This is a genomic window from Microbacterium gorillae, assembly GCF_050990725.1.
Lineage (GTDB): Bacteria > Actinomycetota > Actinomycetes > Actinomycetales > Microbacteriaceae > Microbacterium > Microbacterium gorillae_A.
Map to the genome: position 1 here is coordinate 2,147,894 of NZ_CP158844.1, position 25,839 is coordinate 2,173,732.

Annotated in this window: 25 protein-coding genes; 15 read left to right on the forward strand and 10 right to left on the reverse strand. The window is 68.1% G+C overall.

Going from position 1 to position 25,839, the window contains the following annotated elements; translation table 11 throughout:
* The first annotated feature begins 36 nt into the window (after window positions 1–36).
* On the forward strand, window positions 37–759 hold the full coding sequence (fabG, locus tag ABTV68_RS09665) for a 3-oxoacyl-ACP reductase FabG (protein ID WP_433677417.1): 723 nt from the start codon (window positions 37–39) through the stop codon (window positions 757–759).
* A gap of 68 nt (window positions 760–827) precedes the next feature.
* Here fabG and serB read toward each other — a convergent pair whose 3' ends face one another.
* Both serB and ABTV68_RS09675 read right to left on the reverse strand, forming a co-directional pair.
* Complete coding sequence (serB, locus tag ABTV68_RS09670) at window positions 828–1,451, reverse strand: phosphoserine phosphatase SerB (RefSeq protein WP_433677418.1); 624 nt, start codon at window positions 1,449–1,451, stop codon at window positions 828–830.
* Window positions 1,452–1,560: 109 nt separating this feature from the next.
* Entirely contained in the window at window positions 1,561–2,805 is a 1,245-nt protein-coding gene (locus tag ABTV68_RS09675; protein ID WP_433677419.1) for a glucose-1-phosphate adenylyltransferase, read from the reverse strand.
* A 46-nt stretch (window positions 2,806–2,851) separates the two neighbouring features.
* Between ABTV68_RS09675 and glgA the strand changes: the two genes are divergently transcribed.
* From glgA to ABTV68_RS09690, 3 genes are all read left to right on the forward strand, one after another.
* Window positions 2,852–4,048 (forward strand): glycogen synthase, encoded by a 1,197-nt coding sequence (glgA, locus tag ABTV68_RS09680; protein ID WP_433677420.1) that lies wholly within the window; start codon window positions 2,852–2,854, stop codon window positions 4,046–4,048.
* Between the two features lie 9 nt (window positions 4,049–4,057).
* Window positions 4,058–4,840: an ABC transporter ATP-binding protein gene (locus tag ABTV68_RS09685; RefSeq protein WP_433677421.1), complete on the forward strand. Its 783-nt coding sequence runs from the start codon at window positions 4,058–4,060 to the stop codon at window positions 4,838–4,840.
* A gap of 83 nt (window positions 4,841–4,923) precedes the next feature.
* Entirely contained in the window at window positions 4,924–5,172 is a 249-nt protein-coding gene (locus ABTV68_RS09690) for a type B 50S ribosomal protein L31 (protein ID WP_231090074.1), read from the forward strand.
* A 57-nt stretch (window positions 5,173–5,229) separates the two neighbouring features.
* Here the strand turns inward: ABTV68_RS09690 and ABTV68_RS09695 are convergent, their stop codons facing one another.
* Window positions 5,230–5,925, reverse strand: a complete 696-nt coding sequence (locus ABTV68_RS09695) for an alpha/beta fold hydrolase (RefSeq protein WP_433677422.1) — start codon at window positions 5,923–5,925, stop codon at window positions 5,230–5,232.
* A 67-nt stretch (window positions 5,926–5,992) separates the two neighbouring features.
* Here ABTV68_RS09695 and ABTV68_RS09700 point away from each other — a divergent pair, with 67 nt between their 5' ends.
* Complete coding sequence (locus ABTV68_RS09700) at window positions 5,993–6,868, forward strand: alpha/beta fold hydrolase (protein ID WP_433677424.1); 876 nt, start codon at window positions 5,993–5,995, stop codon at window positions 6,866–6,868.
* Window positions 6,869–6,871: 3 nt separating this feature from the next.
* On the opposite strand, the gene ABTV68_RS09705 is transcribed toward ABTV68_RS09700, so the two are convergent.
* Complete coding sequence (locus ABTV68_RS09705) at window positions 6,872–7,345, reverse strand: Lrp/AsnC family transcriptional regulator (RefSeq protein ID WP_231090078.1); 474 nt, start codon at window positions 7,343–7,345, stop codon at window positions 6,872–6,874.
* A 165-nt stretch (window positions 7,346–7,510) separates the two neighbouring features.
* Here ABTV68_RS09705 and pdhA point away from each other — a divergent pair, with 165 nt between their 5' ends.
* The 3 genes from pdhA to ABTV68_RS09720 are packed head-to-tail and all read left to right on the forward strand — an operon-like array spanning window position 7,511 to window position 10,949.
* Window positions 7,511–8,629, forward strand: a complete 1,119-nt coding sequence (gene pdhA / locus ABTV68_RS09710) for a pyruvate dehydrogenase (acetyl-transferring) E1 component subunit alpha (RefSeq protein WP_433677425.1) — start codon at window positions 7,511–7,513, stop codon at window positions 8,627–8,629.
* On the forward strand, window positions 8,626–9,636 hold the full coding sequence (locus tag ABTV68_RS09715) for an alpha-ketoacid dehydrogenase subunit beta (protein WP_433677427.1): 1,011 nt from the start codon (window positions 8,626–8,628) through the stop codon (window positions 9,634–9,636). The genes pdhA and ABTV68_RS09715 overlap by 4 nt, the downstream gene beginning before the upstream one ends.
* Entirely contained in the window at window positions 9,633–10,949 is a 1,317-nt protein-coding gene (locus ABTV68_RS09720) for a dihydrolipoamide acetyltransferase family protein (RefSeq protein ID WP_433677429.1), read from the forward strand. The genes ABTV68_RS09715 and ABTV68_RS09720 overlap by 4 nt, the downstream gene beginning before the upstream one ends.
* Window positions 10,950–10,987: 38 nt before the next feature.
* Here the strand turns inward: ABTV68_RS09720 and ABTV68_RS09725 are convergent, their stop codons facing one another.
* Both ABTV68_RS09725 and ABTV68_RS09730 read right to left on the reverse strand, forming a co-directional pair.
* Window positions 10,988–12,727, reverse strand: a complete 1,740-nt coding sequence (locus tag ABTV68_RS09725) for an alkaline phosphatase family protein (protein ID WP_433677430.1) — start codon at window positions 12,725–12,727, stop codon at window positions 10,988–10,990.
* 9 nt (window positions 12,728–12,736) lie between these two features.
* On the reverse strand, window positions 12,737–13,360 hold the full coding sequence (locus ABTV68_RS09730) for a TetR/AcrR family transcriptional regulator (RefSeq protein WP_433677431.1): 624 nt from the start codon (window positions 13,358–13,360) through the stop codon (window positions 12,737–12,739).
* A 92-nt stretch (window positions 13,361–13,452) separates the two neighbouring features.
* Here ABTV68_RS09730 and ABTV68_RS09735 point away from each other — a divergent pair, with 92 nt between their 5' ends.
* The 5 genes from ABTV68_RS09735 to ABTV68_RS09755 are packed head-to-tail and all read left to right on the forward strand — an operon-like array spanning window position 13,453 to window position 19,430.
* On the forward strand, window positions 13,453–15,057 hold the full coding sequence (locus ABTV68_RS09735) for a carboxyl transferase domain-containing protein (protein WP_433677433.1): 1,605 nt from the start codon (window positions 13,453–13,455) through the stop codon (window positions 15,055–15,057).
* Window positions 15,057–16,988, forward strand: a complete 1,932-nt coding sequence (locus ABTV68_RS09740; RefSeq protein ID WP_433677434.1) for an acetyl/propionyl/methylcrotonyl-CoA carboxylase subunit alpha — start codon at window positions 15,057–15,059, stop codon at window positions 16,986–16,988. Before ABTV68_RS09735 ends, ABTV68_RS09740 begins: the two co-directional genes overlap by 1 nt.
* Window positions 16,985–18,136, forward strand: coding sequence for an acyl-CoA dehydrogenase family protein (locus tag ABTV68_RS09745; RefSeq protein ID WP_433677436.1), 1,152 nt, complete (start codon window positions 16,985–16,987; stop codon window positions 18,134–18,136). The genes ABTV68_RS09740 and ABTV68_RS09745 overlap by 4 nt, the downstream gene beginning before the upstream one ends.
* On the forward strand, window positions 18,136–18,615 hold the full coding sequence (locus ABTV68_RS09750; RefSeq protein WP_433677437.1) for a MaoC family dehydratase: 480 nt from the start codon (window positions 18,136–18,138) through the stop codon (window positions 18,613–18,615). The genes ABTV68_RS09745 and ABTV68_RS09750 overlap by 1 nt, the downstream gene beginning before the upstream one ends.
* The gene (locus ABTV68_RS09755) at window positions 18,612–19,430 is read left to right on the forward strand and encodes an HpcH/HpaI aldolase/citrate lyase family protein (RefSeq protein ID WP_433677438.1); all 819 of its coding nucleotides are present in this window, start codon (window positions 18,612–18,614) and stop codon (window positions 19,428–19,430) included. Before ABTV68_RS09750 ends, ABTV68_RS09755 begins: the two co-directional genes overlap by 4 nt.
* Window positions 19,431–19,439: 9 nt before the next feature.
* Here the strand turns inward: ABTV68_RS09755 and ABTV68_RS09760 are convergent, their stop codons facing one another.
* The 3 genes from ABTV68_RS09760 to ABTV68_RS09770 all read right to left on the reverse strand — a co-directional run bounded on the left by ABTV68_RS09760 (window position 19,440) and on the right by ABTV68_RS09770 (window position 22,078).
* Window positions 19,440–20,015, reverse strand: a complete 576-nt coding sequence (locus ABTV68_RS09760; protein ID WP_433677439.1) for a histidine phosphatase family protein — start codon at window positions 20,013–20,015, stop codon at window positions 19,440–19,442.
* A 49-nt stretch (window positions 20,016–20,064) separates the two neighbouring features.
* Window positions 20,065–20,901 carry a Sir2 family NAD-dependent protein deacetylase gene (locus ABTV68_RS09765; RefSeq protein ID WP_433677440.1) on the reverse strand — a complete coding sequence of 279 codons (837 nt, stop codon included), beginning with the start codon at window positions 20,899–20,901 and terminating at the stop codon, window positions 20,065–20,067.
* Window positions 20,902–20,977: 76 nt separating this feature from the next.
* A complete protein-coding gene (locus tag ABTV68_RS09770) occupies window positions 20,978–22,078 on the reverse strand; it encodes a hypothetical protein (RefSeq protein ID WP_433677441.1) in 1,101 nt (366 codons plus the stop codon).
* A 166-nt stretch (window positions 22,079–22,244) separates the two neighbouring features.
* Between ABTV68_RS09770 and ABTV68_RS09775 the strand changes: the two genes are divergently transcribed.
* A complete protein-coding gene (locus ABTV68_RS09775; protein WP_433677442.1) occupies window positions 22,245–23,042 on the forward strand; it encodes a TrmH family RNA methyltransferase in 798 nt (265 codons plus the stop codon).
* Window positions 23,043–23,047: 5 nt separating this feature from the next.
* Here the strand turns inward: ABTV68_RS09775 and ABTV68_RS09780 are convergent, their stop codons facing one another.
* The gene (locus tag ABTV68_RS09780; protein ID WP_433677587.1) at window positions 23,048–23,875 is read right to left on the reverse strand and encodes an SGNH/GDSL hydrolase family protein; all 828 of its coding nucleotides are present in this window, start codon (window positions 23,873–23,875) and stop codon (window positions 23,048–23,050) included.
* A gap of 98 nt (window positions 23,876–23,973) precedes the next feature.
* On the opposite strand from ABTV68_RS09780, the gene ABTV68_RS09785 reads away from it, so the two are divergent.
* A complete protein-coding gene (locus ABTV68_RS09785) occupies window positions 23,974–25,779 on the forward strand; it encodes a DEAD/DEAH box helicase (RefSeq protein WP_433677443.1) in 1,806 nt (601 codons plus the stop codon).
* The last annotated feature ends 60 nt before the right edge of the window (window positions 25,780–25,839 follow it).

The following is a 25,839-nucleotide window of genomic DNA, read 5'->3' on the forward strand; positions in this document are numbered from 1 at the left end:
AAGCTGGACTCCCGCTCACAAGATTATGGAGGCTCCATGACCACCGATTCCGCTCCCGCACGCGTCGTTCTGGTGACCGGCGGAAACCGGGGTATCGGACGCGCCATCGCCGAGCGCTTCGTACGCGACGGATACCGGGTCGCGGTGACGGCACGGTCCGGGGAAGGCCCGGAGGGCACCCTGACCGTTCGAGCTGATGTCACTGACGCGGCGGCTGTGGATGCTGCATTCGCTGAGGTCGAGGAGAAGCTCGGCCCGATCGACGTGCTCGTCGCCAATGCGGGCATCACGAAGGACACGCTGCTGCTGCGGATGAGCGAGGATGACTTCGACTCGGTGGTGAACACCAACCTCGGCGGCACCTTCCGTGTGGTGAAGCGAGCGTCGAAGAACATGCTGCGACGCAAGTACGGCCGCGTCATCCTGATCTCGTCCGTCGTCGGGCTCTACGGTTCTGCCGGCCAGATCAACTACGCCGCCTCCAAGAGCGCTCTCGTCGGATTCGCCCGTTCGCTCACACGAGAGCTCGGCGCGCGCAACATCACGGCCAACGTCGTGGCCCCAGGCTTCATCGAAACCGACATGACGGCCGCTCTTCCGGAGGAGACGCAGGCCGAGTACAAGCGCAACATCCCCGCGGGTCGTTTCGCCGCGGCCGATGAGGTTGCCGGCGTGGTCACCTGGCTCGCATCCGACGATGCCGCCTACATCTCCGGCGCGGTGATCCCGGTCGACGGCGGCCTCGGCATGGGGCACTGACGGTCTCTCGCCGGCGCAGATCGCTCCGCACCCTTGAGGTGTGGGGCCATCTGCTCATCCGGCGGGATTCAGGGCAGAAGCGGAATCACCTCGGCGAGTGACAGGGGACCGATGACGAGGTCCGCTTCGGCGCGGACACGCGGCTTGGCGTTGAACGCGAGACCAAGATCGGCCGCCGCCATCATGAGCAGGTCGTTCGCGCCATCGCCGATCGCGATGGTCACGTCACAGCCGTGCTCGACCGCCCACGCTTGCAGGCCATCCGCCTTCGCCTGCGCGTCCACGATCGGACCATCCACCTCTCCGGTGAGGGCGCCGTCGGCGACGGAGAGACGATTGGCCCGCCAGACGTCGACGCCGAGAGTCGGAGCGACATGGTCGAGGATCTCGTGGAAGCCGCCGGAGACGACGCCCACCACCCCTCCGCGCTCGTGCACGGCGGCGATCAGGTCGCGAACACCCGGCGTCGGCTCGATGCGCGCGAGCACGCGCTCGAACGCCGTGACGGGAACACCGGCGAGCTGTTGGACGCGGGACCGCAGACTGGCGGCGAAGTCGACCTCGCCGCGCATGGCCGCCTCGGTGGCGGCCGCGACCTCGGCACCGCGACCGGCCTCATCGGCGATGAGTTCGATCACCTCGTTGCGGATGAGAGTGGAATCGGCATCGAGGACGACGAGAACGCGCGGCATACCGCGAGCCTATCGGCACCGGACGGACGCCCCTGCCCGCATGACGACGCGTGAACGATGAGGGGCGGAGAACGCGTCTCGCGCTCTCCGCCCCTCATCCGTGCACTCGTCAGCGAGTGACCCGGACACCCTTCCCCACGACGGTCAGTCCGCTGTCGGTGACGGTGAATCCGCGAGCGATGTCCCGCTCGCGATCAACACCGACGGTGGCGCCGTCTTCGAGAACGACGTTCTTGTCGAGAATCGCGCGATTGACGCGCGCCCCGAGGCCCACCTCGACCCGATCGAACAGCACCGAGTCGGTGATCGTCGAGCCGCCTCCCGCCAGGGTCCACGGCCCGACGACGCTGCGCTCCAGATGGGTGCCGGACAGCACCGACCCCAGCGACACGATCGAGTCGATGGCGTTGCCGATGCGGCCGACGCCGTCCCGCACGAACTTCGCCGGCGGCGAGTTCAGCGCCTGCGCGTAGATCGGCCACTCGGTGTTGTAGAGGTTGAAGATCGGCAGCGTGGCGATGAGATCCATGTGCGCGTCGAAGAAGGAGTCGATGGTACCCACGTCGCGCCAGTACCAGCGATCGCGCGGTGTCGAACCGGGCACCTCGTTGCGCACCATGTCATACACGCCGGCTTCGCCGCGATTCACGAAATAGGGGATGATGTCGCCACCCATGTCGTGGCCGGACGTGGTGTCCTCTCCGTCGGCCTCGACGGCTTCGATCAGGGCGTCCGCGTCGAAGATGTAGTTGCCCATCGAGGCGAGCACCTCGCCCGGCGAGTCCGTGAGCCCGACGGCGTCGTTGGGCTTCTCCAGGAACTCGCGGATGCGGTCGTTCTGCTCAGGCTCGACATCGATCACGCCGAACTGATTGGCCAGCGCGATGGGCTGGCGGATGCCGGCCACGGTTGCTCGCGCTCCCGACGCGATGTGCGCATCGAGCATCTGGCGGAAGTCCATCCGGTACACGTGATCAGCACCGATCACGATGACGATGTCGGGCTTCTCGTCGTTGATGAGGTTGAGGCTCTGCAGAATGGCGTCCGCGGAACCGGTGAACCACCGTTTCCCGAGGCGCTGCTGCGCCGGCACGGACGCGACGTACGAGTTGAGCAGAGCCGACATGCGCCACGTCTGGGAGATGTGACGGTCGAGACTGTGCGACTTGTACTGCGTCAGCACGACGATCTGACGAAGACCGGAGTTGATGAGGTTGGAGATGGCGAAGTCGATCAGACGGTACTGACCGCCGAACGGCACTGCGGGTTTCGCCCGGTCGGCGGTCAGCGGCATCAGCCGCTTCCCCTCACCACCGGCAAGGACGATTCCCAAGACCTTTGGAGCTGCTGGCATGACACCAACCTAGGGGTTGGGGCCGGTCTGTACTAGCGTTCCTCACATGCGCGTCGACATTGTGACGAAGGAGTACCCGCCAGCGATCTACGGAGGGGCGGGGGTGCACGCCACCGAGCTGGTGAAATCGCTGCGAGACGGCGGAACCGAGGTTCAGGTGCGCGCGTTCGGCGCGCCGCGCCCGGAGGCCGACACGACGTCATACGACACGCCGGTGGAACTCGCGGATGCCAACGCGGCCATCCAGACGCTCGGAATCGACCTGGAGATCGTCGGCGATGTCGCGGGTGCCGATGTGGTGCACTCGCACACCTGGTACGCCGGTTTCGCGGGGCACATCGCCGGGCTCTTGCACGGCATTCCGCACGTCACCACGGCGCACAGCCTGGAACCGCTGCGCCCGTGGAAGGCCGAGCAGCTCGGAGGCGGCTACGCGGTGTCCAGCTACATCGAGAAGACGGCGATGGAGGGTGCCGCCGCCGTCATCGCGGTGAGCGAGGGCATGCGCCAGGACATCCTGCGCTCGTACCCGACGCTGGATCCGGCGAAGGTCCGCGTGATCTACAACGGCATCGACGTGGACGCCTGGCGTCCGGTCGATGACGCCGCCGTCCTGGCGCGGTACGGCATCGATCCGAACCGCCCGTCCGTGGTCTTCGTGGGTCGCATCACTCGTCAGAAGGGGCTGCCGTATCTGCTCCGCGCCGTCGCACAGCTGCCGGAGGACGTGCAGGTGGTGCTGTGCGCCGGAGCTCCGGACACCGCGGAGATCATGGAAGAGGTACGGGCCCTCGTCGCGGGCCTGCGCGAGGCCCGCGAGGGCGTGGTCTGGATCGAGGACATGCTGCCGCGCGATGAGCTGTGCGCGATCCTGACGAGCGCCACCACGTTCGTTTGCCCCTCCGTGTATGAGCCGCTCGGGATCGTCAACCTGGAGGCGATGGCCTGCGGTGCTGCTGTCGTCGGCACGGCCACGGGAGGCATCCCTGAGGTTGTCGTGGACGGCGTCACCGGGCGGCTGGTGCCGATCGAGCAGGTGCAGGACGGCACCGGTACGCCTGTGGATCCCGACCGCTACGTGGCCGATCTCGCACGCGTCCTCACCGAGGTCGTGTCCGATCCCGAGGCGGCGCGTGCGTACGGCGAGGCGGGGCGCCGGCGCGCCACCGAGAGCTTCAGCTGGGCACAGATCGCCGCCGAAACGCGGGCGCTGTACGCGGAGGTCATCGCCGCCAGCCGATAGGCTGAGAGCATGTCCCGCGTTCTCGAATTCCGTGACGTCGTCGTGCGTCGCAATGGTCGTCACATCGTCGACGCTTTCGACTGGTCCGTCGAAGAGGACGAGCGCTGGGTGGTGCTCGGCCCCAACGGCGCAGGTAAGACCACCGTGCTGCGCATGGCCGCCACGATCGATCACCCCACGACCGGCGAGGTGGACGTGCTGGGGGAGACCCTCGGTCGCACGGACGTGTTCGAGATCCGTCCCCGCATCGGTTTCGCCTCGACGGCGATGGCCCGGCGTATCCCGGGCGACGAGACGGTGCGCAACGTGGTGATGACCGCGGCGTACTCCGTGCTCGGTCGCTGGAACGAGCAGTACGACGGCATGGACACCGATCGCGCCGACGAGGTCCTCGCCGACTGGAAGCTGACGGAACTCGCCGACCGAGCCTTCGGAACGCTGAGCGACGGCGAGCAGAAGCGCGTGCAGATCGCGCGCGCAGCGATGACGGATCCCGAGATGCTGCTGCTCGATGAGCCGACCGCGAGCCTGGACCTCGGCGCCCGCGAGGAGCTCCTCGCACTGCTGTCGCAGTATGCCCAGGAGCCGATGACTCCGGCGATGGTGATGGTCACCCATCACGTCGAGGAGATCCCGGTCGGCTTCACCCATGCTCTCCTGCTGCGTGACGGCCGCGCCGTCGCACAGGGGTCCATCACCGAGGTCCTCACCGAGGCCAACCTCAGTGAGACCTTCGACCTCCCGATCCGGCTGACGTCGTCCGACGGGCGCTATGCCGCTCGGGCGAGCTGAGCCCCGAGTCTGATAGACTCGATCTTTGGCGCTCGTCGCCACAGACTTTTCTTCCGCACACATCCCATCCCGCAAGGAATCCAATGAAGACTGACATCCACCCCGACTACAAGCCCGTCGTTTTCCGCGACCTGGGTTCGGGCGAGACCTTCCTCACCCGTTCGACCGTGTCCTCGGACAAGACGATCGAGCTCGACGGTGTCGAGTACCCGGTCATCGACGTGGAAATCTCGTCGGCTTCGCACCCGTTCTACACGGGCAAGCAGCGCATCATGGACTCGGCCGGTCGCGTCGAGAAGTTCAACCAGCGCTTCAAGAACTTCGGCAAGTAATCGCCGCAGCGAAGGGCCCGACCAGGTGGTCGGGCCCTTCGTCGTATCCGATGTGCGTCAGGAGCGAACCGCGGTGACGAGCGCCTCCGTGAGTCGCTCGGGCGCCGAGAACTGTGGCCAGTGGGCGGTGTCGAGCTTGACGACGGTGCGGTCGTCGATGGCCGTGTACTCGGCGGCATACGGGCCCCACTCGGCCAGCATCTCCTCCAGGGCATGCTCATCGAGCGATCCCATCAACAGCGTGACGGGCACGCGATAGCGTCGCTCGTCTGTCAGTGGCAGGGGATCGGTGGCCACGCGCGGCGGGATGGAGCCGACGAGATCTGCCGTGGCGGCGCGGTGCTCCGGAGTGAGGTCATACACGTCCTCGTCGGGGAAGAAGTTCCACCCCGGGAAGGGGATGACGCCGTCGACAACCGGGAACTCGCTGATGCCGCGATCGGGTGCCGGGGGCACGGTGTCGACGAAGATCACGCGCGCGACACGCTCGGGTCGGCGGTCCGCGGCGCCCCAGACGACGTTACCGCCTCCGGAGTGACCAACCAGCACGACCGGCTCGCCGGCGGTGTCTATCACTGCCACGACAGCGTTCACCCAGTCCTCGATGCCGATGTCAGCCACCTCGTCCGCCGGGCGGCCGGTGCCCGGCATCGTCTGGGGATGGGCGCGGAGCCCTGCCTCGCGAAGGCCGGCGAGCACCGGATCCCACGAGCGGGCGTCGAGCCAGAGGCCCGGTACCAGAATCATGTCCATGTCGGCACGCTACCCCGCGGCTCCGACATCCGGGAGTCCCGCAGGTGCCGCCGTTAGGATCGACAGCGTGTCATCCCCGTACGCCGCGCAGCTCTCCCGCATTCCCGTGACGCGTCACGAGGCGCCCGCTGCCGGGGGAACCACCGCGTACTGGACGTACGGGCCGGAGGACGCCGACACCACGATCATCGCGGTGCATGGCTTCCGCGGTGAACACCACGGTCTGGAGCCGGTGTTCGCCCAGCTTCCGAACGTCCGCTTCATCGCGCCGGATCTCCCGGGCTTCGGGGAGACCGCACCGCTTCCCGGGCGACGCCACGATCTGGATGCCTACGTTGACTGGCTGGCGGACTTCGCACGCGTGGCCCCCGGCGCGATCATTCTGGGGCACTCGTTCGGATCGATCGTCGCCTCCGCCGCTGTGGCGCGCGGGCTCCAGACCCCGCGACTGATCCTGGTGAATCCGATCGGTGCCCCTGCCCTCGAAGGCCCGCGCGGCTTCATGACCCGACTGGCCATCTTCTATTACTGGGCCGGCGCGCATCTGCCCGCGCGCGTGGGGACGTGGTTGCTCCGCTCTCGCGTCATCGTGCGCATCATGAGCATCACGATGGCCAAGACGCGCGATCCGGCGCTGCGCCGGTTCATTCACAACCAGCACGACACCTACTTCTCGCGGTTCGCTGATCGCGCCCAGCTACACGACGCCTTCGTGACGAGCGTGTCGCACGACGTTCGCGAATCCGCCGCGCGGATCACCGTGCCCACGCTGCTGGTCGCCGCGCAGAAGGACGACATCACGCCGATCGAGAAGGAGCGCGAGCTGGTGCGGATGTTCCCGGATGCCCGACTGGTCGAGATTGCCGACGTGGGTCACCTGATCCATTACGAGACCCCAGAGCCGGCGGCCCGGGCGATTCGGGAGTTCCTCGCGCTGCCCTGAGCGTCAGGCGTCGCGACGCGCCAGCTCCATGAGGCCACCCAGGCGGTAGGGGATGACCTCGCCCATGACGAGCGACGTCTCGGTGCGCTCCACGCCCTCGATGGCGAGGATGCGGGCGTCGGTGTCGAACAGGTGACGGGCGTCACGACACGCGACACGGATGAGCAGGTCCACCTGTCCGCTCAGACCGTGCCCCTGGACGACCTCGGGGATGCGCGCGATCTCGGAGATGATCCGGGGAAGCTCGCTCTGACGCACGCCCACGCTCACGACCGCTTCGAGCGGGAATCCGAGCGCGGTTGAGGAGATCGACCGCTGGAACGAGAGGAAGACGCCGCCGCGTTCGAGCCGCGTCATACGGGCCTGCACGGTGTTGCGCGACAGCCCCAGCCGATCCGCCAGCGCCACCACGGTGGCACGGGGCTCATCCGACAGCGCGGCGAGCAGTTCCAGATCGGTGCGGTCCAGGGTTGTCATAGTGCGCAAGATTAGCAGGATTTCGATCGCACGCATGGCGCATGTTGCTCATGCCGGTCAGATTTGGTTGAGCGAGGTGATGAGCGCGCCTACGCTGGCCACAATCCGGCAATGTCGCCGGTCGACGCGCAGAGCTCACGAGGCGAAGCGCGAAGGAGGCACACAATGGTGTACACGCTGGGAGCAGCGGCCGACCCCGCCACCGGGACCGGGCGCATTCATACGCTCATCACCGCCGAAGGCACGCGCGTTGCGGATGTGAATCTGGATTCGTACGTCGCGGACCTCACGGCGAACGATCTGCGCGAGCTGTATCGCGACATGACGATGGTCCGGCGGATCGACAGTGAGGGATTCTCGCTGCAGCGTCAGGGGCAGTTGGGCCTGTGGGCACCGGTTCTCGGTCAGGAGGCCGCCCAGCTCGGGACCGCGCGAGCACTGCGTGGCGATGACTTCGTCTTCCCCAGCTACCGCGAACTCGGTGTGGTGTATGCACGCGGCGCCACGACGAGCGACCTGGTGAACACGTGGCGTGGTGAGCGCAACTCCACCTATGACCCGTACGAGATCAACACCGCCACGATGCAGATCATCATCGGCGCGCAGACGCTGCACGCTGTGGGCTACGCGATGGGCATCCAGCGCGACGGCCAGGATCAGGTCGCCGTGGCGTACTTCGGTGATGGGGCCACCAGCCAGGGGGACGTGAACGAGGCGATGGTGTTCGCCGCCTCCTTCGCGGCGCCGGTCATCTTCGTCTGTCAGAACAACCAGTGGGCCATCTCGGAGCCGGTCGGGGTGCAGGCCGCGGCGCCGATCGCGGGACGTGCTCCCGGTTTCGGCATCCCGAGCGTGCGCGTCGACGGCAACGACGTCCTCGCGTGCTTCGCCGCGATGCGCTGGGCGCTCAGCCAGGCGCGGTCCGGTCAAGGCCCGGTGTTCATCGAGGCGGTCACCTACCGCATGGGACCACACACCACCTCCGACGACCCGACCAAGTACCGTGACGAAGCCGAGCTGGAGCTGTGGCGCACGCGTGACCCGCTGACGCGCGTCGAGGCCTTCCTCCGTTCGATCGGCGAGTTCGACGACGCCTTTGCGGCCGAGGTCGCCGCTGAGGCGGATGCGCTCGGTGCGGACGTGCGTGCCGCGTGCCTGAGCATCGAGAAGCGCGCCCCCATCGAGGTGTTCGACCACGTGTACGCGGAACCGCACTCCGCGCTCGACCGTGAGCGCGCGCAGTTCGCGGCGTACCTCGCCGGGTTCGAGGAGGACGCACGATGACCATGATGACGATGGGCAAGTCGCTGAATTCGGCCCTGCAGAGCGCGATGCGCCGCGACGAACGCGTGCTCGTGATGGGCGAAGACGTCGGGCGTCTCGGCGGGGTGTTCCGCATCACCGAGGGACTCCTCGATGAGTTCGGGGCAAAGCGCGTGATTGATACGCCGCTCGCCGAGGCCGGGATCATGGGGACCGCGGTCGGGCTCGCGATGCGCGGTTTCCGCCCGGTCGTGGAGATCCAGTTCGACGGGTTCATGTACCCGGCTTTCGACCAGCTGGTGTGCCAGGTGGCGAAGCTGCACTACCGCACCCTCGGGCGCGTGAAGATGCCGCTCACCATCCGCGTGCCGTGGGCGGGTGGTGTCGGCGCCGCGGAGCACCACTCCGAGTCTCCCGAGGCGTACTTCGTTCACACGGCGGGTTTGCGGGTGGTGGCGGTCTCCAATCCGCAGGACGCGCACGTCATGCTGCAGCAGGCGATCGCCAGCGACGACCCGGTGGTGTTCCTCGAACCGAAGCGGCTCTACCACACCAAGGGCGAGGTCGATGTCGACGCGAACCTCGCCGATGCGGCACCGATGGGGCTGGCCCGCGTCGTCCGCCCGGGCACGGACGTGACGCTGGTCACCTATGGCGCGCAGGTGCGCACCGCGGTGGATGCGGCGATCGCCGCTGAAGACGAGGGCGTCTCGATCGAGGTCATCGACCTGCGGTCGATCTCGCCCGTCGACTACGACACGGTTGACGCGTCGGTGCGGCGCACGGGCCGGCTCGTCGTGACGCATGAGGCCGGGCGAGAAGCCGGCGTGGGTGCTGAGATCGTCGCCTCCGTGACGGAGCGCGACTTCGAGTACCTGGAGTCTGCGCCCGTGCGTGTCACCGGACACGACGTGCCGTACCCGCCGTCCAAGCTGGAGCACAGCCACATTCCGGATCTGGATCGGATCCTCGACGGTGTGGACCGTGCGCTCGGGCGCCCGAACAGCCTGACGGGGGTGACCCTGTGAGCACCACCACCGACTTCCGTCTTCCGGACCTCGGGGAGGGGCTTCCCGAAGCCGAACTCATCCAGTGGCACGTCGCCGTGGGCGACATCGTCACCATCAACCAGCCGATCGCCGAGGTCGAGACGGCCAAGGCGGTCGTCGATCTTCCGTCTCCCTACGCGGGCACCGTTGCGGCACTGCACGCGGAAGCCGGCGCGGTCGTCGAGGTCGGGGCGGTGCTGATCACCTTCGATACGGGCGAGGGTGCCGCCGAGCCGAGCGCAGACGCGTCGACAGATGAGGTGGTGCCACCGAACCTCGTCGGATACGGGGCCGCGCCGACCAGCACATCCCGTCCGATGCGCAAGCGACGTGGCGGCGACTCCGCATCGTCGGCGGGCACGGCGACGATGACGGCTCCAGCTCCACCCGCCCCGGCCCCACCGGCGCCAGCGGAGCGCACCGAGCGCCCCCGATCCACCCCGCCGGTTCGCAAGCTCGCTCGTGATCTCGGCGTCGATCTGGCGCAGCTCACCGGCACCGGACCGAACGGGCTCATCACCCGCGATGACGTCTCGGCCGCGGTCGGAGCCCCGACTGAGGTGGCGGCACCCTCACCGGTCGTGTCCGACGGCGATGAGATCCGCATCCCGATTCGTGGCGTGCGCAAGCACACGGCGGCCGCGATGGTGCGCAGCGCCTTCACCGCACCGCATGTCACCTGCTTCCACACGGTCGACGTGACCGAGACCATGTCCCTCGTGCGCCGGCTTCGGGATGATCGCGAACTCGCCGAGCACCGCATCGGACCCCTCGCGATCGTCGCGAAAGCGGTGTCGCTCGCGCTGCGTCGCACTCCTGAACTGAACTCGCGCTGGGATGAGGAGGCGCAGGAGATCGTCCAGCCGCGGCGTATCAACCTCGGCATCGCCGCAGCAACGCCGCGCGGTCTTGTCGTCCCGGTGATCCGCGATGCCGGCTCGCTGGCCCTTCCCGCGCTGTCCGACGCGATCCGAGACCTCGCGGCGACAGCGCGAGAGGGGCGCACGACCCCCGCGGACATGACCGGCGGAACCTTCTCGATCACGAACATCGGAACCTTCGGGATCGAAGCGGGAACGCCGATCCTCAACCCCGGTGAGGCCGGGATTCTGGCGGTCGGGGCGGCGCTCCGGCGTCCGTGGGAGTACAACGGGGAGGTCGCCCTTCGTGAGGTGATGACCCTCAGCCTGTCGTTCGATCACCGCCTGGTCGACGGGGAGCAGGGAGCACGGTTCCTGGTCGACGTCGCGCGGATCCTGGAGGACCCGGCGCGCGCGCTGCTCGTCGCCTGAAGGACGGGGCCGCGGACGATCCGTCCGCGGCCCCGTCTCTACCGTTCGCCGAACAGGCCGTGACCGTGCTCTTCCAACAGAGCGAAAGCATCGGCGTACGTCCTCGGTGCTCGCCCGTCGCCCAGGCCCTCCCGTGCCATCAGCAGCCCGAGGAGTCCGCGCGCGGGTGGGGTGAGCGCCGTCTTGCTGGACTTCATCGTGGCGCGGTCCAGAGTCGCATCGGGGTTGGGCGGTGTCCACATCGGAGTGACGGACGGCCAGGTCGCCGGGTCGCGTGGCGAAGAGAGGTTGAGCGCCACCCGAAGGTCGCGCGCGTCCGCGTCTCGATCGGTGAGAGGTGCCAGTCCGTGCTGATGGCAGAGGGTGGCGATGACGGCAGCGTGGTGCAGCTCATCGTTGACGATCGTGCCGGCGGCCGTGTACGCGGACACCAGGATCGCGGGAACCCGCAGCCCGAGTCGATCGAACCCGAAGTCCATTTCGGTGTCCTCGCGATGGTCGGGCGGAACGGCAGCCGGAGGGGGAACGTGGTCGTAGGTGCCGCCGTGCTCATCGAACGTGATGAGCAGAGCGGTGTTGCGGGCATGCGAACCTGTGGTCGACGCCGCGGTGCGAACGGCGTTGTACACGTCCGCGACCAGCGCCTCGCCGGCGCGCACGTCCGACACTGCGGAGTCGACCAGCGTGGTGTCATCCGCCTGGGCGGTGCGGTACTCGCCGAACGGCGGATGGAAGTCGTTGTGGTTGTAGATCATTCGCGGCTCGATGAAGGCGTAGGCCGGCAGCGTGCCGTTCGCAACGTCGGCATAGAAGTCGCTCATCACGGCGAAGTGCTGTGTCTTCCAATACTTCTCAAGCACGGGGGCATGCAGGAAACCCGTCAGAGAGAGCAGCTGGTCCTCGTCGAAGTAGATTCGCCAACTCAGACCGGCCTCTTCCAGCCTGTTGAAGATCGTGGGTGCGGGGTCTGTGTCCAGCCACTTCCGATATCCGCCGCCGTGGTTAGTCACGAAGCCGTGAGAGGTCGATGCGTGGAAGAACGAGCGGTTGGCGTAGGTCTGCGTCGGCACCGCCGCGTACCAGTTGTCGAAGACAGCGAACTCGCGCGCGAGCGTCGACAGCACCGGGAGCATGTCGGGGGAGAACCCACCCATGATCTGGTCGACCACCTCCGGCGGGGGCGGTGATCCGACCTCGCGCGTCGCGGTGTTGACGTAGTCGGTGATGAATCCGGACATCGTCGGCACACCCGGGTGCGGTGGCAGGTTGTACGGGCTCGTCATCTCCTCCACGCCCCGCGTCGCGTTCGAGGCCGGGAGGACCTCGCCCCACAGCTGGGTGTTGACGTGCGGATACTCCTCACCGGGATCCGGCGCGGGCATGCCCATCACCTCGTCCGTGGTCCCGGTGTACACGTGCGCCGGCACCCGTCGTCCGTCCGGCGTCACATTCGCGTAGGTGCCGAACGCGAGACCGTTGAACCTGCTTCCCGACGGCAACGTGTCGCGGTCGTAGAGAAGCCCGAGCAGGTTGTCGAACGAACGGTTCTCGCCCATCAGGACGATGAGGTGGTCGAACGCGCTCGCAGGATCGGCGGGTGCCGGCGCGAACGCGTCCTCCTCCGTACGAGCGCCCCAGGCGTAGCCGGCGATGCCACCGAGAGCGGCACCCGCCACGCCGATCGCTCCACCCTGCAGGAACCGGCGACGTGAGGTGCCTCGAGTCCGGGGCGCGGTCGGATCGTCCTGCGGCGGCGTGGGGGAATCGTTCGCGTGCACGCCCCGAGCCTACGCGCCGGGCACCGCTGTGGCTGGGGCCGACGAGACCGTGAGTGCCGCCCACGCCGCCGCGGCCAGCTCGGTCGCCGCCACGGCGCGGTCGGCACGCGATCCCCGCAGGGCGTGGGGCGTCGAGTTCAGCAGTCCGAAGACCGCATGCACGCGCAGTCGTGCGACCGCGTCGGAGAGTGCGGGGTCGACGACGCGGAGGGTGCGCACCCAGTCGTCGACATAGGCGCGCTGCAAGGCGCGCACGCGGTCCCGCGCGGCCGGGTCGAGGGATGCGAGGTCTCGATCCTGAACGCGGATGACGTCGGTCTCGGCCAGGGCGAAGCGCGTGTGAAACTCCACCAGTGCGCGCAGTGTGTCGGTCGGCGGCGACCCGGCGGCGCAGACCTCGCGCCCTCCGTCGTGCAGCCGCGTGCTGACTCCCACGAGGAGCTCCTCCAGCACCGTCTGCTTGCCCGGGAAGTGCCGATACACGGCGGGACCGCTGACGCCGACCGCGGTGCCCAGCTGATCGATGGTGACGGCGGCGTAGCCGTGCGCAGCGAACAGTCGCGCAGCGGCGTCGACCAGCGACGAACGTCGTTCGGCCTTCGCGCGATCGCGGGGCGTGGCGGGTCTTGTCATCGTGCGCCTTCCGCGTTAGCGTTCATTTCAGTTAGTAAACACTAACTGAAATCCCGACGACACCGGCAGAGCCGCCACGATCGCGAGGACACATGACCCGGCTGACCAGCGCAGTGGTTCAGGACGAAGCGTTCCACGAGAACGCCGCAGCACAACGCGCACTGCGCGACGACCTTGTCGACCGCCTCGCTCGCGTCGCGCGCGGAGGTTCGGAGCAGGCGCGCGAGAAGCACCTCGCGCGCGGAAAGCTGCTTGCGCGAGACCGCATCGAGCGGCTGCTGGACGTCGGCAGCCCGTTCCTCGAGGTCGGCGCGCTCGCGGCGGAGGCCCTGTATGACGGGCACGCGGCCGCTGCCGGGGTGGTGGCCGGGATCGGCCTTGTGCACGGTCGACACGTCATGGTGATCGCCAACGACGCCACCGTGAAGGGCGGGACTTATTACCCGCTCACCGTGAAGAAGCACCTGCGCGCGCAGGAGATCGCCGAGGAGAACCGGCTGCCGGTGATCTCACTCGTCGATTCCGGTGGGGCCTTCCTGCCCCAGCAGGACGAGGTGTTTCCGGACCGCGATCACTTCGGCCGGATCTTCTACAACCAGGCCCGCATGAGCGCGCAGCGCATTCCGCAGATCGCCGCGGTGCTCGGCTCCAGCACCGCGGGCGGAGCCTACGTTCCGGCGATGAGCGATGAGACGGTGATCGTGCGTGGGCAGGGAACCATCTTCCTGGGTGGTCCGCCCCTGGTGAAGGCCGCGATCGGTGAGACTGTGACCGCCGAGGAGCTCGGCGGCGGTGAGGTCCACGCCCGGCGCTCCGGGGTCGTGGACCACCTGGCCGAAGATGACGACCACGCGCTGGAGATCGTGCGTGACATCGTCGCGACTCTGCCGGCGCCCGCGCCGCTGGCGTGGGAGGTCGTCGACGCACGGGAACCGGAGGTCGCGCCTGACGAGCTGTACGGTGTCGTACCCGTTGACGTCAATCAGCCCTATGACCCGCGCGAGGTGATTGCGCGCCTCGTGGACGGCTCCGACTTCACGGAGTTCAAGAGCGAGTACGGGACGACGCTCGTGACCGGCTGGGCTCGCATCCACGGCCACCCGGTCGGCATCATCGCCAACCACGGCGTGCTGCTCAGCGAATCGGCGCTCAAGGGAGCTCATTTCGTGGAGCTCTGCGACCAGCGAGGGATCCCGCTGCTCTTCCTGCAGAACATCACGGGATTCATGGTGGGTCGTGACGCGGAGGCGGGCGGCATCGCCAAAAACGGGGCGAAGATGGTCACCGCCATCGCGACCTGTCGGGTGCCGCGCCTGACAGTGATCGTCGGGGGATCCTTCGGCGCAGGAAACTACGCGATGAGCGGCCGGGGCTACTCACCGCGCTTCCTCTGGGCCTGGCCCGGCAGTCGGATCTCCGTGATGGGCGGGGAGCAGGCGGCGCGTGTGCTCTCCACCGTGAAGCGCGACCAGATCGAAGCCGGCGGGGGAGAGTGGAGCGACGCCGACGAAGAGGCCTTCCGTGCTCCGGTGCGCGAGCAGTACGAGCGTCAGGGCAATCCCTATTACGCCACCGCCCGACTGTGGGATGACGGCATCGTGGATCCGCTCCAGACCCGCGACCTGCTGGGACTCGCCCTCGACGTCGTTGGTCGAGTGCCCTTTGCTGACAGCCGCTTCGGCCTTTTCCGGATGTGATGGACATGACGACACTGACTTCTCCGCCCTTTCGCACGGTGCTCGTCGCGAACCGCGGTGAGATCGCCCGACGCGTGATCCGCACGCTCCGCCGCCTCGGCATTCGCTCGGTTGCCGTCTACAGCGACGCCGATGCCAACGCTCCGCACGTGCGTGAGGCGGATCATGCCGTGCGCCTGGGGCCCGCGCCCGCCGCAGAGAGCTATCTCAACATCGACGCGGTCATCGCCGCCGCCCGTGAGAGCGGTGCCCAGGCGATCCACCCCGGCTATGGGTTCCTGTCAGAGAACGAGGCGTTCGGTCACGCGTGTGCTGCCGCTGGGCTGGTGTTCATCGGCCCCGGCGAGAACGCACTGGACGTGATGGGCGACAAGATCCGTGCGAAGGAGCATGTGGCCGCATCGGGCGTGCCGACCGTCCCCGGCTTCAGCGCCCGAGACCTCTCGAATGACGAGATCCGCGACAGAGCGGCGGACGTCGGCTTCCCGCTGCTGGTGAAACCCTCTGCCGGTGGCGGGGGGAAGGGCATGCAGGTGGTCAGAGCCGCCGCCGAACTCGATGACGCGCTGGTCACCGCACGGCGTGTGGCCGCGGCGTCCTTCGGCGACGACTCACTGCTGCTGGAGCGGCTGATCGAGCGACCCCGTCACATCGAGGTGCAGGTGTTTGCCGACCAGCACGGCACGGTCATCCACCTCGGCGAACGCGAGTGCACGCTGCAACGGCGGCACCAGAAGGTGATCGAGGAAGCGCCGTCGCCGCTCATCGACGACGCCACCCGTGAACGCATCGGAGCTGCGGCCTGCCGAGCAGCGGCAAGCGTCGACTACGTCGGTGCCGGCACGGTTGAGTTCCTGGTCGCCGCCGACCGACCGGACGAGTTCTTCTTCATCGAGATGAACACCCGACTGCAGGTGGAGCACCCCGTGACGGAGATGGTCACGGGGCTCGACCTGGTCGAACTCCAGCTCCGCGTGGCAGCAGGTGAGCCGCTGCCGCTCCAGCAGGAGGACGTCACCCTCACCGGTCACGCGGTCGAGGCGCGCGTGTACGCGGAGTCACCCGCTCGCGGTTTCCTGCCCGCGACGGGCGATGTGCTCCTGTGGCAGGCTGCCGTGGGCGCGCGCACCGACTCCGCGGTGGAAACCGGCTCCGTCGTCACGGCGGACTACGACCCGATGATCGCCAAGGTCATCTGCTGGGCCGACGACCGCGACACTGCCGTCGCCCGCCTGGACGCGGCGCTCGCCGAGACCGTGCTGCTGGGCGTCGACACGAACATCGGGTTTCTGCGCTCGCTCCTCGACGACGAGCGCGTGCGCGCCGGCGACATGGACACGGGGCTCATCGATCGCCTGCCGGCATACCGTGATCCGGAGCCGACCGCCGCGCTGCTGAGCGCCGCGGCGGCAGCGGTTCCCCGGCACGAAGATGCTGCGCCGACGGGACCGTGGCAGTCGCTTCGCGGCTTCCGCCTCGGTGCCCCCGAACATCGTGGGGCGCTCGCACTGATCGCGGACGACGGCGTGGTTCACACCGTGACCCTCACTTCCGCAGCTCCGGATGACAGCGACTCGGCGACCGACGCGGACGGCGCCGTCTGGGCGCACGCAGACGGACTCACCGCGCGATTCACACCGATCGGACGTCGTGAGCTGGGGGAGAAGCGTCGTCGTGAACGCGACCGCGTGGCGGGCGCTGTCGACCCCATTCTCAAAGCGCCGATGCCCGGCAACGTCGTGGCCGTCCACCCCGGTGGGGCCATCGCGGCCGGAGAGCGGGTGGTCGTCATCGAGGCGATGAAGATGGAGCACCCCGTGCTTGCACCCGCGAACGGAACCGTGATCATCGATGCGCGTGTGGGCGATCACGTGCGACGCGACCAGACCGTCGCCCACTTCACCCACGAGGAATCAGAGGAATCCGCATGACCATGGAACTCACCGACGAAGAACGCGAACTCGCGGGTCTGGTGCGGGCCTTCACCGAGGAGGTCGTCGCACCGGCATCGTACGAGGCGGATCGCACCCACACGCTGCCGCTCGACGTCGTCGCGGCGATGGGAGAGCTCGGGCTGTTCGGGCTGCCGTTCCCGGAGGAGGTGGGTGGCCAGGGCGGCAGCTACTTCGCCCTGGGACTCGCGATCGAGGCGATCGCTCGCGCCGATCAGTCGCTGGCCATCACACTGGAAGCGGGAGTGAGCCTCGGCGCCATGCCGATCTTCAAGTTCGGCACTCCGGAGCAGCAGGCAGAGCTGCTTCCCGAGCTGCTGGCGGGGCGGGCGCTCGCCGGCTTCGGTCTGACGGAGCCCGAAGCGGGTTCGGACGCGGGGGCCACACGCACCACCGCACACCTGGACGGCGACGAGTGGGTGATCGACGGCAGCAAGCAGTTCATCACGAACTCCGGCACCGCGATCACCCGCTTTGTCACCGTCACGGCGGTCACCGGGACGGCGGCCAACGGCAAGCGCGAGATCTCGACGATCATCGTGCCGAATGGAACGCCGGGTTTCACGGTAGAACCCGCGTACGACAAGGTCGGCTGGCACGCGTCCGACACGCATCCGCTGACATTCGCATCGGCGCGGGTTCCGGCCGGCAACCTCCTCGGCGAACGCGGCCGCGGATTCCGCAACTTCCTGGAGATCCTCGACGAGGGACGGATCGCGATCGCCGCGCTGGGCACCGGTGCTGCCGAGGGGTGCCTGGAAGCTGCCGTCGACTACGTCGGCAAGCGGAACGTGTTCGGCTCCGCACTGTCGACGCGCCAGCACGTGCAGTTCCTCCTCGCCCGGATGCGCACTCGTGTTCACACGTCTCGCCTGGCGTGGCAGCACGCAGCACGGCTACGCGATGCCGGGCGTCCGTTCGGCGAAGAGGCGGCGATCGCGAAGCTGGTCTCGAGCGAAGCCGCGATGGACAACGCCCGCGACGCCACCCAGCTGTTCGGAGGCAACGGCTTCATGAACGAGTATCCGGTGGCGCGCCACTATCGCGACTCCAAGATCCTGGAGATCGGCGAGGGCACCAGCGAAGTGCAGCTGCTGATCATCGCGCGGGCGCTGGGGGTGGCGTGATGAGCGACGAGCGCATCGTCGAGCAGCGCGGACTGTTCTTCGAGGAGTTCGAGGAGGGCGTCCGCTACGTTCATCGTCCGGGACGAACCGCGACGGAGGCCGACAATGTGCTGTTCACGACGCTCACCATGAACACGCAGGCACTGCATCTCGACGCGCAGGCTGCCGCGGAGAGCGGCTTCGGCCAGCGATTGATGAACTCCATGTGGACGCTGTCGACGATGGTGGGACTCAGCGTCGCGCAGCTCACGCAGGGCACGCTGATCGCCCAGGTGGGGCTGAGCGACATCGCCTTTCCCGCGCCGCTGTTCGCGGGGGATACGCTCACCGTGTCCTCCCGGGTGACCAGCAAGCGCCCGTCCGCCTCTCGTCCGGGTCAGGGACTGGTGAGCATCGAACACACCGGCACGAATCAGGACGGTGTCGTGGTGGCGACCGCGACGCGCACGGTCCTGGTGCGGATGCGGGATGCCGTATGAGCGCCGCGGTTCTCGACAGCGGTCCTGCGGTCCTGTTCTGTCCTGGCGATCGACCCGATCGCTACGGCAAGGCGCTGGAACGCGCGGACGCCGTCATCCTCGACCTGGAAGATGCCGTACTGCCAGCGGCGAAGCCCGAAGCGCGCATCGCGATGGCCGCCGCTGACCTCGACCCGGAGCGGGTGATCGTGCGCGTCAACGCGACCGGCTCGGAGTACTTCGCCGATGATCTGGCGGCGGTGCGGCGCAGTCCGTTTCGAACGGTGATGCTCGCGAAGGCCGAGTCGACGGCACAGCTGGATGCGATCGGGGACGGGCTCAGCGTGATCGCGCTGTGCGAGACCGCTCGCGGCGTTGTGATGGCCGATGCGATCGCCGCTCACCCCGCCGTTGTTGCGCTGATGTGGGGTGCCGAGGACCTTGTCGCTTCTCTCGGCGGATCATCGAGCAGGAGCGAGGACGGCGGATATCGGGACGTCGCCCGGCACGCGCGATCCCGCGTGCTGCTGGCCGCGGGGGCTTTCGGTCGCCGCGCGATCGACGCCGTCCATGTGGACATCCCGGACCTTGCGGGCTTGGAGGCGGAGTGCCGTGATGCCGTCGCCAGCGGCTTCTCCGCGACCGCGTGCATCCATCCCTCCCAGGTGGAGGTGGTGCGGCGGGCCTATCGTCCCGCGGACGCCGATGTCGCGGCGGCCCGCCGCGTGCTGGACGCGGCCCGTGGTGAGGCCGGTGCCTTCCGCCTGGACGGACGCATGGTGGACGAACCGGTGCTGCGTCAGGCCCGCGAGGTGCTGCGGCGCGCCGGAGGCTGATCGGGAGATTCAGGCGACGGGCAGCAGGTGCGGCTCGTGGACGAGGAGCGTGCCGTTCTCGACGCGCAGCGTGTGGGCCGAGCCGTTCGCGATGCGAAGCCCCGGCAGCGGATCGCCCGTCAGATGGCGCAGCAACGACCCGATGACGCCGCCGTGCGACACGGCCACGACGTGTGTGCCGTCATCGACTCCGGCAGCGATCTCGGCGAGGGCCCGGAGCGCCCGCTCAGCGACCTGCTCGCGCGGTTCCGCATCCGGGATCTCCGCGGTGTGCCAGGAGCCGAAGCGAGTGACCAGTTCGGTATCGGTCATTCCCTCGGCTACGCCGTAGTTGCGCTCCCGTAGTGCCGTGAACGTCTGGGGTCCGGCCCAGCCGCGTTGCGCGCCGATGATCTGGGCGGTTTCCACGGCACGTGCGAGGTCGCTGGAGACCAGCAGCACCGGATCTGTCACGATGAGATCGGCAGCGGCCTCCCGTGCCTGGCGGCGACCGGTGTCGTTCAGCGGAATGTCGGTGGAGCCCTGGATACGGCGGGCGAGGTTCCAGTCGGTCTGACCGTGGCGCACGAGAGTGATGAGAGTCACCGTGCGAGCGTAGCGCGCCGTCGCTGGGACTCCGCCGCGATGAGGGGCGTCAGTCCAGTAGCGCCTGCGTCAACGCCGGCAGGATTTCACCGATCGCACCGTCCAGCTTGAGAGACGCGCGATCATCCCAGCGCGTGAGACCACGGTTGATGACGACCAGCGGCAGATTCCGGCGACGCGCGCGTTCGAGCAGACGTGTCGCCGAGTTCACGACGAGCGAGGAGCCGGCGACGAGCACGGCGTCGGCCGCCGCCACGATTCCCTCCGCAAGACGGAACGTCGCGGTTGGCACGAACTCCCCGAAGAACACCACATCGGGGCGGAGGAGCCCACCGCACACCGTGCAGTCGGGAACGATGAAGTCCGTGGTGTCGGCGGGAATCGCGTCGCCGTCCGGTCCGAGTTTGACGTTCGTGGTCTGTCCAAACGAGGGATTATCGCGAAGGATCCGAGCCGAGACGGCACGCCGATCGAACACCTGGCCGCAGGACAGGCACCGAACCCGGCGCCCGGTGCCGTGCAGCTCCACGACCCGTCGGCTGCCCGCGGCCTGATGGAGACCATCGACGTTCTGTGTGACGACGCCGGTAGCCAGCCCGTCGCGTTCGAGCCGAGCGACGGCGCGATGTCCGGCGTTCGGCTGACGAGTGGAGAAGTCCTTCCAGCCCAACTCGCTGCCAGCCCAGTAACGGCGTCGGTCCGCATCGTCCTGCGCGAGGAAGCGCTCGTGCGTCATCGGCGTCCGCACCGGCGCGCCCTCCCCGCGGTAGTCCGGGATACCGGACTCTGTCGAGATGCCGGCACCCGTGATGATCGCGATGCGATGACCCGCCAGCAGATCCGCCGCGCGGAAGACGTCGGCGACAGAGAAGGAAACAGCGTTCACCACTTCAGCCTAGGCTCGTTCCACCCTGTCACGGCGGGTTCGTGGTCACGGGCGTGCGGCTTCTGTCAGCGCCGTGTCACGGTGTGCCGCTGGGGCGCCCATCGCCGGTGTACCCGTCACTCGCGGTGGGCGGCGCGGGAGTCGGTGGCTGCGCCGCGTCGCCACCCTGACCCGGGTGCGGCGCTGTGCCCGGGACTGGCTGCGCCGGATGGGCCGAGGTTGCGGGCGGGTTCGCGAAACTCGTGGGTGCCGACGGACCCGCGGGCTGCGCCGGTGCGGCCGGGTATCCCTGCGCGGCGGGATACCCCTGCGCTGCGGGGTACGGTTGCTGCCCCGGGGCCGGATAACCCTGCTGCGGCAGGTATCCCTGTTGTCCCGGTGCGGGGTAGCCCGGCTGCGGAGGGTATCCCTGTTGCGCCGGATACGCGGGTTGAGCGCCATAGGCCTGCTGCTCGGGGCGTGGCTGCTGTCCGGGAACCGGGTAGCCCTGCTGCGCGGGATAGCCCTGCTGCGGCGGGTACGCCGGCGCCTGGGGCGGATAGACCGGCTGCGCGTAGCCCTGCGCGACATGCTGCGGCGATGCATCGTCGCGGGGCTGGAAAGCCCGGATGATGAGCGGGATGACGGTGAGCACCACGGCGATCAGCGCGGTGGCTCCGGCCACACGCCACCACCAGTCCGGGTAGTCCGGGGCGGGGAACGCCGCGGGGATCGCGAGCACCAGCGCGGTGAGCCACCCGAACGCGATGGCACCATACCCCGCGATTTTCGACACCTGCGGAGTCGTCACCTTCCGCGTGAACGGGATGTAGAGCTGGGTGATGCCGAGCGCGGCGCGCAACAGCAGGAGAACGCCGATCAGCCGGAGCATCTGAACGGACCACACACGCTCATCGGCGGTGTCAGCAGGCTGACCCCAGCCATTCCAGATCTTGAGGAGCCCGACAGCCACGATCACAACGTTCACCACCGTGGAAGCACCCAGATACCAGGGGTCTTTGCCTCGTGTGATGGCCGTGTCGATGAGAACAGCTCCCGCAAACGCGGCTACCAACAACAGCGTCAGCCAGGCACGACCGGCCACGTTGGACTGGTCGCCGACGATGATGAAGAAGCCACCGAGCAGGGCGGCCGCGACGAGCATGCCGATCGCGAGCCACATCGCGATCCTGCTCACGTTAAGACCGGAGGTCGGTGCGGGACCGGGCTGTTGTGTATGAGACATGAACTCCCCCTTCTGAGTGAGCCCACAGTACCGCGCGGTGCCCGCGAATGCTGGGCCTCAGGGCGCATGTGAGCATCGCGTCGAGGCACCTGTGGACAACCTGCGCGATGATGGAGCGATGCCCGTCCACGAGCACTTCGACCCGACCGACGCACGACTCGCGCCCCTGCGCTCGATGACGGACGCGGCCCACCGTCGCGCGTCCGATGCCGCTTACGGTACCTACGTCGCCGAGTCCCTGCCCGTGCTGGAGCGTGCCATCGCGGTCCGACACCGCGTGCGATCGGTGCTCATCGCACCGCGCTGGCTCGAGCCGGTGCAGGAGGTCGTCGATTCCGACGTCGACATCTTTGTGGGGGAGCCGGGCGAACTCGCCGCTGTCACGGGGTTCGACATGCACCGCGGCGTGATCGCGGTGGTCGAACGTCCCGCGCCCCGCACGCTCGACGCCCTGCTCGACGGGCGTCCCGTGGTGGTCCTGGAGAACATCACCGACCAGGCCAACATCGGCGCGATCTTCCGCAACGCCGCGGCTCTGGGTGCGGCCGGCGTCCTCCTCACGCCGAGCACCGGCGATCCGCTGTACCGGCGCAGCGTCCGCGTGAGCATGGGCACCGTCTTCCAGGTGCCATGGGCACGCGCAACCTCCTGGCGTGAACTCCGCAGCGCTCTCTCCGCCGCGGGATACACGCTCGCGGCGCTCGCGATTGATCGGCGCGCGATCGAGCTGCAGGACTATCACCCGACCGAGCCGGTCGCCCTCATCCTCGGAGCCGAGGGGCCGGGTCTCGCGCCGGAGATCGTCACCTCGGCGGACGACGTCGTGATGATTCCGATGTCCGCCGGTGTGGATTCGCTCAACGTCGCCGCCACCAGCGCCATCGCGCTCTGGCATCTCGGAACAGCTGCGCGCTGAGCGGTTCAGTCCGGGCTGTCGCCCACGGTGCTGACCGGCAGCGGCTCGGGACGCTTCGCGGTGACGGTGTCGCCCGACGACTGGTGACGCAGTCGACGCAGAACCCAGGGGACCAGATGCTCTCGTGCCCAGGAGATGTCGCCGACGCGGGCCTCGCGCCAGGTGCGGGGCACGATCGCGTCCGGTTGCATCGGCACCAGGTCGTTCGGAACGTTCAGCGCACGCAGCACCATCCGCGCCACTTCGTGATGGCCAAGCGAGTTCATGTGCAGCCGATCCTCGGCGAAGAACCGCGCGTCCTGGATCTCCTTGAGCGCCCACTGATCCGCCACGATGCAGTCGTACTTCTCCGCGACCGCACGCACGTTCTCGTTGTAGATGGCGATCTTCCCGCGGAACGGTCGGAAGACCGGGGTGAAGGTGACGTCGATTCCCGTGAACACGACGATCGTGGCGCCGTCGCGGCTCAGTCGCGCAATGGACTCGTCGAACAGCTCCGCGATGTGGTCGGGATCGGTGCCGGGGCGGATGACGTCGTTACCGCCGGCGCAGAAGGTGATGAGGTCGGGCTTGAGTTCGAGAGCCGCATCGATCTGCTCGTCCATGATCTGCTGGATGAGCTTTCCGCGGACCGCGAGGTTCGCGTAGGCGAAGTCATCGACGCCGGAACCCAGGACCTCGGCCACACGATCAGCCCAACCGCGCAAGCCGTTGGGAGCGGACGGCTCCGGGTCGCCTACGCCCTCCGTGAAGGAGTCCCCGAGAGCCACATAGCGCCGCCAGGGGTGGTGTCCGTCGTTGTCACGGGCGGTGTGCGGCAGGGTGTGTCGCATCTCGTCCGGCTGCTCGTCGCGCTTCGTCATGATCGCCTGCTTTCCGCGTCGGGCCGCGCCCACCGGCGGGCCACCCGGAAGCATAACAGCGGTCTCCGATGGTGTCCTCTGCATCGCGCGGAGCAGTGTCGGTGGACGCGACTATCCTTGACCGAGTGCTGTCACCGTCCTATCCGCAGAGAGCCCCGTGGGGTACCGCGGGCAAGCTTCGAGCGTGGCAGCAGGAGGCCCTGGAGCAGTACTTCGCGCAGAACAAGCGGGACTTTCTCGTCGCCGCCACCCCGGGTGCAGGAAAGACGACGTTCGCGCTCACGTTGGCGCAGGAACTTCTGCGCACGGGCGTCGTCGACAAGATGATCGTGGTGGCGCCCACGGAGCATCTGAAGACCCAGTGGGCCGACGCCGCGGCTCGTCTGCACATCCGCCTAGACCCCGTGTTCCGCAACTCCCACGTCGCGCCGGCGCGGTACTACCACGGCGTCGTCGTCACCTATGCGCAGGTCGCCGCCCGTGCTTCTGTGCACCGTCGACTCACGCAGTCCGCCCGCACGCTGGTTGTCCTCGACGAGGTCCACCACGGCGGTGACGCGCTCAGCTGGGGTGACGCGATTCGCGAGGCCTACGGACCCGCCACCCGCCGGCTGTCGCTGTCGGGTACGCCGTTCCGATCCGACACCGCGCCGATTCCGTTCGTGGAGTATCACCCCGACGAGTCGGGCGGACGCGTGTCCACCACCGACTACAGCTACGGGTACGGTCGCGCCCTCGCCGACGGCGTCGTGCGGCCGGTGCTCTTCCACGTATACGCCGGAACCATGCGCTGGCAGACCAGCATGGGCGACGAGCTCGAGGCCAACCTCGGCCAGGAGAACACCAAGGACGTCAACGCCCAGGCGTGGCGCACGGCGTTGGATCCCGAGGGCGAGTGGATGCAGGTGGTCCTGCGATCCGCCAACGACCGCCTCACGGAGATCCGCAAACACGTCCCCGATGCGGGTGGCCTGGTGATCGCGACCGATCAGACCGTGGCGCGCGCGTACGCAAAACTGCTGCAGGGAATCACCGGCCAGCACCCCACCGTCGTTCTCAGTGACGAGAGCGATGCTTCGGCCCGCATCGAGAAGTTCGCGGAGTCGACCAGTCGATGGATGGTCGCCGTTCGCATGGTGTCCGAAGGCGTCGATGTGCCTCGGCTTGCGGTGGGCGTCTATGCCACCTCCTCCTCGACGCCGCTGTTCTTCGCGCAGGCGATCGGTCGCTTCGTGCGTGCTCGGCGTCGGGGCGAGGCGGCCAGCGTGTTCCTGCCGAACGTGCCGCCGCTGATGAAGCTGGCCAACGAGATGGAGAAGCAGCGCGACCACGCACTGGATCGCCAGACGAAGGACGACGACGGACTCGAGGATTCGCTGCTGGATTCCGCGAACCGCGAGGAGAAGGCGGAGGACGCCCTCACCGAGGAGTTCCAGTACCAGGCGATCGCGTCGACAGCGCACTTCGATTCCATCGTCTTCGAGGGCCAGCAGTTCGGTCAGCTCGCCGAACCCGGAACGGCGGAGGAGCTGGAGTTCATCGGCCTGCCCGGACTCCTGGAGCCGGAGCACGTGCACGAGCTGCTGATGCAGCATCAGGCGAAGCAGGCCAAGCATCGCGAGGCCCGGGAAGCGCGTGAGAAGTCCAGCGGCGAGCGGGAGACCTCCCTACCGGAACCGCTGCACCGTACGCTTCGTGAGCAGCGCCAACTGCTGAACACTCTCGTGGGGCTGTATGCGCGCCAGAGCGGCGAGCCACACGGCGTCGTTCACGCCCAACTGCGTCGCGAGTGCGGTGGCCCCGCCGTCGGAACGGCAACCGTGGCGCAGCTGCAGAAGCGCATTGAGGTGATCCGCCGCCGCGTGCGGTCCTGAGCTTCTCGGGGGCCGTTCGGCGGCCCGAAATGCTGGCAATCCGCGAGATTCCGCGGTTTT

What these genes read in the sequence shown, in the direction of transcription:
- fabG (WP_433677417.1), top strand. Translation starts at nt 37, where the DNA reads ATGACCACCGATTCCGCTCCCGCACGCGTCGTTCTGGTGACCGGCGGA.
- serB (WP_433677418.1), bottom strand. Translation starts at nt 1,451, where the DNA reads ATGCCGCGCGTTCTCGTCGTCCTCGATGCCGATTCCACTCTCATCCGC.
- ABTV68_RS09675 (WP_433677419.1), bottom strand. Translation starts at nt 2,805, where the DNA reads ATGCCAGCAGCTCCAAAGGTCTTGGGAATCGTCCTTGCCGGTGGTGAG.
- glgA (WP_433677420.1), top strand. Translation starts at nt 2,852, where the DNA reads ATGCGCGTCGACATTGTGACGAAGGAGTACCCGCCAGCGATCTACGGA.
- ABTV68_RS09685 (WP_433677421.1), top strand. Translation starts at nt 4,058, where the DNA reads ATGTCCCGCGTTCTCGAATTCCGTGACGTCGTCGTGCGTCGCAATGGT.
- ABTV68_RS09690 (WP_231090074.1), top strand. Translation starts at nt 4,924, where the DNA reads ATGAAGACTGACATCCACCCCGACTACAAGCCCGTCGTTTTCCGCGAC.
- ABTV68_RS09695 (WP_433677422.1), bottom strand. Translation starts at nt 5,925, where the DNA reads ATGGACATGATTCTGGTACCGGGCCTCTGGCTCGACGCCCGCTCGTGG.
- ABTV68_RS09705 (WP_231090078.1), bottom strand. Translation starts at nt 7,345, where the DNA reads ATGACAACCCTGGACCGCACCGATCTGGAACTGCTCGCCGCGCTGTCG.
- pdhA (WP_433677425.1), top strand. Translation starts at nt 7,511, where the DNA reads ATGGTGTACACGCTGGGAGCAGCGGCCGACCCCGCCACCGGGACCGGG.
- ABTV68_RS09715 (WP_433677427.1), top strand. Translation starts at nt 8,626, where the DNA reads ATGACCATGATGACGATGGGCAAGTCGCTGAATTCGGCCCTGCAGAGC.
- ABTV68_RS09730 (WP_433677431.1), bottom strand. Translation starts at nt 13,360, where the DNA reads ATGACAAGACCCGCCACGCCCCGCGATCGCGCGAAGGCCGAACGACGT.
- ABTV68_RS09735 (WP_433677433.1), top strand. Translation starts at nt 13,453, where the DNA reads ATGACCCGGCTGACCAGCGCAGTGGTTCAGGACGAAGCGTTCCACGAG.
- ABTV68_RS09740 (WP_433677434.1), top strand. Translation starts at nt 15,057, where the DNA reads ATGGACATGACGACACTGACTTCTCCGCCCTTTCGCACGGTGCTCGTC.
- ABTV68_RS09745 (WP_433677436.1), top strand. Translation starts at nt 16,985, where the DNA reads ATGACCATGGAACTCACCGACGAAGAACGCGAACTCGCGGGTCTGGTG.
- ABTV68_RS09750 (WP_433677437.1), top strand. Translation starts at nt 18,136, where the DNA reads ATGAGCGACGAGCGCATCGTCGAGCAGCGCGGACTGTTCTTCGAGGAG.
- ABTV68_RS09755 (WP_433677438.1), top strand. Translation starts at nt 18,612, where the DNA reads ATGAGCGCCGCGGTTCTCGACAGCGGTCCTGCGGTCCTGTTCTGTCCT.
- ABTV68_RS09775 (WP_433677442.1), top strand. Translation starts at nt 22,245, where the DNA reads ATGCCCGTCCACGAGCACTTCGACCCGACCGACGCACGACTCGCGCCC.
- ABTV68_RS09780 (WP_433677587.1), bottom strand. Translation starts at nt 23,875, where the DNA reads ATGCGACACACCCTGCCGCACACCGCCCGTGACAACGACGGACACCAC.
- ABTV68_RS09785 (WP_433677443.1), top strand. Translation starts at nt 23,974, where the DNA reads ATGGTGTCCTCTGCATCGCGCGGAGCAGTGTCGGTGGACGCGACTATC.